7 protein-coding genes are annotated in these 7330 nt (G+C 60.8%); 2 read left to right on the top strand and 5 right to left on the bottom strand.

Translation table 11 applies throughout. The features are described from left to right. Positions 1-303: 303 nt before the first annotated feature. On the bottom strand, positions 304-1191 hold the full coding sequence (locus tag VMJ11_RS21015; protein ID WP_325621380.1) for a LysR family transcriptional regulator: 888 nt from the start codon (positions 1189-1191) through the stop codon (positions 304-306). Positions 1192-1337: 146 nt separating this feature from the next. Here VMJ11_RS21015 and VMJ11_RS21010 point away from each other — a divergent pair, with 146 nt between their 5' ends. Together VMJ11_RS21010 and VMJ11_RS21005 are read left to right on the top strand one after the other, a co-directional pair. Then, positions 1338-2621: an MFS transporter gene (locus VMJ11_RS21010; protein ID WP_325621378.1), complete on the top strand. Its 1284-nt coding sequence runs from the start codon at positions 1338-1340 to the stop codon at positions 2619-2621. 60 nt (positions 2622-2681) lie between these two features. Continuing rightward, positions 2682-3593: an amidohydrolase family protein gene (locus VMJ11_RS21005; protein ID WP_325621376.1), complete on the top strand. Its 912-nt coding sequence runs from the start codon at positions 2682-2684 to the stop codon at positions 3591-3593. Positions 3594-3893: 300 nt separating this feature from the next. Here VMJ11_RS21005 and VMJ11_RS21000 read toward each other — a convergent pair whose 3' ends face one another. The 4 genes from VMJ11_RS21000 to VMJ11_RS20985 form a co-directional block, all read right to left on the bottom strand. Further along, the gene (locus VMJ11_RS21000) at positions 3894-4196 is read right to left on the bottom strand and encodes a type II toxin-antitoxin system RelE/ParE family toxin (protein WP_325621374.1); all 303 of its coding nucleotides are present in this window, start codon (positions 4194-4196) and stop codon (positions 3894-3896) included. Next, complete coding sequence (locus tag VMJ11_RS20995; protein ID WP_325621372.1) at positions 4196-4450, bottom strand: type II toxin-antitoxin system ParD family antitoxin; 255 nt, start codon at positions 4448-4450, stop codon at positions 4196-4198. The genes VMJ11_RS21000 and VMJ11_RS20995 overlap by 1 nt, the downstream gene beginning before the upstream one ends. 378 nt (positions 4451-4828) lie before the next feature. Next, positions 4829-5749, bottom strand: coding sequence for an adenylate/guanylate cyclase domain-containing protein (locus tag VMJ11_RS20990; protein WP_325621370.1), 921 nt, complete (start codon positions 5747-5749; stop codon positions 4829-4831). 116 nt (positions 5750-5865) lie between these two features. After that, positions 5866-6315, bottom strand: a complete 450-nt coding sequence (locus VMJ11_RS20985; protein ID WP_414694436.1) for a hypothetical protein — start codon at positions 6313-6315, stop codon at positions 5866-5868. Positions 6316-7330: the final 1015 nt, after the last annotated feature.

Genomic DNA, 7330 nt, shown 5'->3' with positions numbered 1-7330 from the left:
CGCTGTCTTGCCCGTTCGACGCGCTGCTTGAGCTCGGCGAACCAGCGGCGATAGTCCTCAGCCCACGCGGGCGTGCCCACATCTTTGCTCATGCGCTTTTGGTCATCGGGCACCGGCTGTCGCGCCCGGAAGGAAATTATCCTTGGAGGAGCCGGCAGTCGACAAGCGGAGCCGGCATGGAGTCGGCGAGGATTATAGCATCGCACCCCATCAAAAACTTCGATAAAGTTAATTATGTTAAGTTTAAGAAAAGCGAAGCCACTCAGCCGTGCCCCAAATACAACTCGAAGCATGACGCACGGGTCAACACGTGCTTAACAGCGATGCAAACTTGTCGGCCAGCGTCGCACGCGAACGATGTGGCCAGATCGCACTGAGTTCGAATAGCGGCAGCGCGTCGCCTTCCCGCACCTCGCACACGCGCACGCCTTCGAACTGGATCGCCTTGACGGATTGCGGCAACAGCGACGCGCCGCAACCTGCGGCAACGCAAGCGAGCACGGTCAGCGATCGATTGGCATCCTGAACGATATTGGCTTCGCAACCGAACTTGCGAAACGCGCTGAGGATGCCCGCTCGCACCACCGGCAATTGTCCGTGCGGAAACCACACCAGCCCCATGCGCGCCAGTTCCGCGAGGCCGAGCTTGCCATCCTGGCCCAGCGGATGCGACGCCTGCACGACTGCCAGCAAGCGCTCGCGCACGATCAGCTTTTCGCGCATCCTGCCGCCTACCGCAACCGGCGTATGCAGCAGCCCAATGTCGATCTCGCCGGATTCGAGTGCGCTGGCCTGTTCCGCGTTGCTCATTTCGCGCAATGTCAGCTCGATATTGGGGACCGCCGCGCGCAACGCCGCGATCGCCTTGGGCATGACCTCGAACAGCGCCGCGGACGCGAAGCCGATGATCAGCCTGCCGCCACGTTGCGCGCCGATATCGCGCGCCCGCTTTTCGGCCGCTTCGATCCGCGAAACGCTCAGACGAATATCCTCGGCGATCGCTTCGCCGGCAGGCGTAAGGGCGGCGCCGCGGCGCGTGCGCGCCAGCAGCTTCACGCCCAGATCCTTCTCCAGCCGCGTAATCGCCTGGCTAAGCGCTGGCTGGGCCATCCCGAGCTGGGCGGCCGCGCCGGTGACGCTTCCCGCATCGACGATGGCGAGAAAATACTTCAGCGTGCGGATCGACTCCATGATCACCTTTCCATATCAAGATGCTATGAATGAACAACATTTCCATAGTATGCACGCGTTTCAGCCTTACCTAGAATCCCGTCAAATCCACTAACAGCGGCCGCCCGTCGAACTTCGCGCGCGGCACGCACCAGGAGACGACGACCATGCGCTGGTATCGAGAAATCACGCCCATCGAGAAACGAACCTTGTGGAGCTGCTTCGGCGGATGGGCGCTCGACGCCGTCGATACGCAAGTCTTTTCCCTTGTCATTCCGTCGCTTCTCGCCACATGGAGCATCAGCAAAGGTCAGGCGGGATTGATCGGCGGCGCCACGCTCGTGGCCGGCGCGCTCGGCGGATTGCTTGCGGGCATCCTGTCCGACCGCGTCGGCCGGGTGCGCGCGCTGCAGATCACCGTGATCTGGTTCTCGCTCTTCACGTTTCTGAGTGCATTCGCCCAAAGCTTCGAGCAACTGCTTGCGCTGAAGGCGCTGCAAGGCATCGGCTTCGGCGGCGAATGGACGGCTGGGGCGGTCCTGCTCAGCGAAACGATGAACCCCAGGCATCGCGGCAAGGCCATGGGCATCGTGCAGAGTGCGTGGGGATTCGGCTGGGGCGCCGCCGTGCTGCTCTATATGGCGGTCTTCTCATTCGTTTCGCCACAATGGGCCTGGCGCGTTCTGTTCGCGATCGGGCTCGTCCCCGCTCTCCTCGTTCTCTACATGCGCCGCAATGTGGTCGAGCCGCCGCGCGAGCCGCAGATCGCGCGCGACGATTCCTCGCGGCGCGGCATATTCAGCATCGCCGCGGGAATTTTCGATCCTGCCGTGATCCGCACGACCATCGTCGGTGGCCTGATCGGACTGGGCGCGCATGGCGGCTACCACGCGATCACCACCTGGCTGCCGACGTATCTCAAGACCGAGCGCCATCTCTCGGTGCTGGGCACCGGCGGTTATCTCGCGGTCGTCATTGTGGCGTTCATCGTCGGTTGTTTCGTGAGCGCATGGTTGCAGGACCGCATCGGACGACGCTGGAACGTGATCCTCTTCGCCATCTGCTGCGCGGTGATGGTCAACATCTACACGTTCCTGCCGATCAGCGACACCACCATGCAGATCCTGAGCTTTCCGCTCGGCCTCTTTTCGGCAGGCATCCCCGCGACGCTCGGCGCACTGTTCAATGAGTTGTATCCGCAAGGCGTGCGCGGCACCGGCGTCGGCTTTTGCTACAACTTCGGCCGCATCGTATCCGCCGCATTTCCGGTGCTTGTCGGCCATATGAGCGGGTCGATGTCGCTGGGCGCTGCGCTCGGCATCGACGCGGGCGTCGCCTATGGCCTCGTCGTCGCCGCCGCGTTGATGCTGCCCGGCACGCGGGGCCGGCTCGTCCCGTCGGCGCACCAGAACGGCGCGCGCAACGACGCGCCAGCCGTGTCGCGCAACTGAGCGCGCGGCGCGCTCGTGCATCGGCGCTCAACGTCAACCGAATTTCAGGCACTCCAAACGATGGACCGCTTCCAGCCCGCAATCCCGGCCGCCCCCTTCGATGGCCTTTCGCCGACGTCCCTGACATGGCTCAACGAGGCCACGACGCGCATCACGGGCATCGATACGCACGCGCACATCTTTGTGCAAGGCCTTCCGCTCGCCGCACAACGCCGTCATGCGCCCGACTATGACGCGACGCTCGATCAATACATCGCGCAACTCGCAGCGCATGGCATGTCGCAAGGCGTTCTGGTGCAGCCCAGCTTTCTTGGCACCGACAATGCGTTTCTCCGTTCGGTATGCGAGCGCTATCCGCGACGCTTTCGCGGCGTGGCCGTTGTCGCGCCGGAGATTACGGACGCCGAACTTGAAGCGCTGGACGCCGCGCACATCGTAGGCGCACGACTGAATCTGATTGGCCTTGCACTGCCGGATTTTCACAATCGTCGATGGTCCGCGCTCCTCGCGCGCCTCAACGCCCTGCGCTGGCATGTCGAAGTTCAGGCAAATGCTGTCGATCTACCGGTCGTGCTCAATGCCCTGCTTAGCCACGGTTGCACGGTGGTCGTCGATCATTTCGGACGGCCCGATGCGCATCTCGGCGCTGCCGATGCCGGCTTTCGTTATCTGCAATCCACGGCCTCGCGCGGCAACGTTTGGGTCAAGCTCTCTGCGGCCTATCGCAGCGCCGACCACTCGAACGGCACTGAGCACGGGCGCGCCCTCGCCGCCGCTCTGCTCGAATCGTTTGGCCCGGAACGTCTCGTATGGGGTAGCGACTGGCCTCATACGCAATATCGTCATCTGATCGACTACGACGGCGCCACGGACGCGTTGGAAGACTGGATTCCCGAGCGTACAGCGAGAGAAAAAGTGATGACGACCTCCGCAGCAGAACTCTTCCGCTTCAGTGTTCCTTCCCAGAAATAACTTTGCATAAACGCGCGATTATTCGAAGCTGGAATCAGGCGCGGCCGTCCATATCAACGGCCGTTTATGGACGCAACCGGACCAGAATTGCGTGGCAAACACCGAACTGCGGCGATGTACGACACCCTTTAAATGCGAGGCAGCACGTATTCTGACTTCATTGGATCGAAAGCACAATGTCGAATATAAATTAGGATGACGTATCGAAAAACGATCATTGTATTTATGTTAAATATAGCTGCGCGGACACAACAATGGTGCCGGCGCAGCGAACCATGGGACGCCTGAAGCAATGATGTCCTATGGGAACAGGATCGAGAGGTAATCTCGCCTGCTATTGAGAATCCGCAGTACGTCGATTCGGTCGGCGGCCTCGACGACACGATAGAAAATCTGGTAATTGCCGTGCACCCGATGCCGGATTCCGCGTTCGTCATAGCGTGGAATGAGCGGGAAAAGCAATGGCGTGTCGGCCAGCGTCATGCAGGCTCGTTCCAGGTCTTCCACAAACGTCCCGGCGCGCTTCGGGCTACCTTTACGCGCGATGAAATCGCCAATTTCTTCGAGATCAAATTCAGCGTCATCCGTGATATCGACGAACATCAACTCCCTTCCGACATTGCCCGATATTTGGCCTTGAGGCGGCCGAACACGTCCTGCGCCGGTTTGCGACGGCCCTCGTCAGCATTCGCGATCGCGCGCTCGAGGCTGGCGTCCAGCGCGGCAAGCTGCGCCTCGCGATCCTGAATGAGCCGAACGCCCTCGCGCAGAACTTCGCTTTTCGAGCCGTAGCGGCCTGTCTCAACCAACGCGGCAACGTAGCTTTCAAGCTGTTGCCCAAGGTCTGCACTGATCATGTTTCCGCCTCCAACGTGTACCTGAAGCCATGTTAGCGTAGTTATCAACTGTTATCAAATCCCTGATCCCTCGCCCGCTGCCCATCCGGGAATGGCATCAGAAGCATAGTAGTGAGCATACCCTTCGATCTGGGGGAGCCGCCGGTCCGTCAGGATCGCTCCGGGCCACAGCAAGACCCCTCCGTCGAAGGGTCGGAAGGCATTCAACACGCTCGTCAGGCAAATTGAAAAGCCCTCCACCGCCTTCAATCTTCCGCCTCAGCTCCCCCAAACACCCGTCCATGTATGTGTGGGGGCTATTCAGTAATGGACATCCCTACCGCGATTGCGCCGGTCGACGCTGCAAGGTGTTCCGCACCGGGCACCAGGGGCCGTCGATCAACCCGGCGGTCCGGGGAGACGTGTGCAGGAAAACTCCACGCGCTCCGCTCCCTCGCCGCCGGACGGTCCGAATGAGATCCAGCCGTGCCCCCAGAGCGTGACCTCGTCGCGGCGCAGGATCAGCTCATGGCCACCGTCGATGGCGATGCGCGTGCCATTAGAACTGCAGTCACGCAACACGTACTTTCCGCTACGGCACTCGATCGACGCGTGTACCCTCGATGCGCGGCAATCGCGCACGACGATGCTCATATTGGCGCCACGGCCAATCGTCACCAGCGAGGACGTCTCACTCATGTCCATGCCCGCATCCCCATAGCGCAGGGTCAACAACGATGCACAAGGCAGGCGTGTCACGTCGTTACCCATAACCGTCAGATCGGCGCCCTGCTGCCAGATCGCCTCGAACAACTCCGTTGGCTGTCTTTTTCCCCGCACCTGTATCGGGTAAAGATAGCGCGCCATCTGACGCAGTCGCGCCGGCAGACACTCGACGGCGTCCTTGCTCATGACGACCTGCCCCGGCGAAGCAAGCTCCGTCAGTCGGGCGGCCAGATTCACGGTGTCGCCGAACACGTCTCCCCTTTCGTCGGGCAACACGGGGCCGTGATGAAAACCGATACGCAGCGACATCGGCTGTCCCGCCAGCACAGGCAACTCCGAGACGGCCATCTGCATGTCGATCGCGGCCTGCATCGCATATCCGGCTGACGGAAACACCGCCATGACTTCGTCGCCAATGGTCTTGACGATTCGCCCCTCCGACGCTTCCGCGCACGATTTCATTAGCGCAATACACTGCGCAATCGCCTCGAAGGCAACCATGTCACCAACGGTCTCGTAAAGCTCCGTGCTACGGCTTACGTCCGCGAACATCACGGATTCGTGGGACGTCGGATATTTCGCTTCATCATCCATGAGCAAGCCGTCGTCAGGTCGTCCAGCCGGCGTCGAAGCGCCGTTCGTCTGCAGCCCATGCAGGGCTCCCGCTCGTCAGTGTAGTCCGTCCGATCAACCATCACCATCGCCTGCACCTAAAGCGCAGATGGCTGCACCGAGCGGTGATGACCGGGTGCCGCTGTGCAAAATGTGCCGACAAAAGGCACGCAGAATATTTCATCACGATTCTGACATCTGCAAGCCGCGGCGCATGTGGCGCCAAAACGGAACGACTCCGTGGGCGCGCATTCGGGCGCGTCGATCTGCGCCATCGCATTGACCGCGCCACGCCACTCGTAGATCTTCCAGTAGGGGTCGCCCACGTAGATGATCTGCGCATGGCGCTGCCGGCCCAGGACCGACAGCATTACACCGTCGCTCTCCTGCGCCTCGTCGAAGAGGATGAAGTCGGCTACGATGCGTGGCTCCGAGAGTGTCCAGAGCTTCAGGAACACCTCAGGCGAAATGGCGCTCGTGGCGTGGATTGCCGCGCCCTCTTCCCAAAGCCGCCCGACGTAAGGCAGCAGGTAGGTTCGCAGTTGCACGGCCACCGCTTCGTGGAACTGAACCACCCAGACAGATGGCTCGCAATTGCGGCACGGTTGTGTTCGCGAACGAGCCCGTACTGCCCCCACGACTGTGAGCGCCTGTCGGCAGGCGAGCAGCGCCAGACCGGCGTGGAGCGTCTTCCGCCGCGTGACCGGGAAGGCGCACGCCATCCATGATCGATGCGCTCGATGGCTCATTTCCGCTTGACTTCTACACACGAAAGCGAAGCATCCCTGGGCGCCTCCGCCGCGTCACTAGCTTCCATGCAGAGACGCGATGTGCGGAGCTCGAAGACCGGCACCACTTCGATTGATAATACTTAGGATCCCGACCTTGAATGCGATCATAAGGCTTATGTTAAATTGCGTAGGATTCCGAAGTATATGGGCGAAAAGACCAAGGGCCGGTACAACCGGCTCTTTTCACGCCCGCGCCTGCTTCTTTCGCGCACGCGAAACAGCGTCCGTGCTGCGACAACCGCGCGACTGCAGAAAATACAGCCTACCCCCATTGCTATTGCGCGACAGACATTTGCACGCGATAGCTCTGCTCACGAGTTGGCATTATCGTCTTACGGACGACAGTAGCCATCTCCGCAGAGAGGACGTCATTACGGGGTTGTATGAAGCATTGAATCACAACCTGTAACGGTCTACCCAGGAGTTGCGAATGAAGAAATCCCTGATAGCCGGCGCGGCGCTGGCAACCTTGGCAGGTTCGGCGCACAAAGCAGCGTGACACAACAGGCTGAAACCGCAACGGTCACGACGAAAAGCGCTAACGGTTTCATTTTTTCACCTCAAGTTGATTTCGCGCTTCGACGCGCAGGCGCGTCAATCTGAACTCGCGGCGGGAAACGTGTCGGCTTTGGGAGATGGAGAAATCGTCAAGACTGGTGTATGCGGGTCGGTGGCATGATCAGGCGGCCAGCGCTTGAGGAACCGGTGCGCTTTCAATCACCGGGACTCCGTCTTCAAAGGGAATGCCCTGCAGAAGTACCTCGATCTTCTC

Origin of the sequence: Paraburkholderia sp., assembly GCF_035501035.1 — a bacterium.
Taxonomy (GTDB): domain Bacteria; phylum Pseudomonadota; class Gammaproteobacteria; order Burkholderiales; family Burkholderiaceae; genus Paraburkholderia.
The sequence above is the reverse complement of the archived record's forward strand: the minus strand, read 5'-3'. Positions and strand labels throughout refer to the sequence as shown.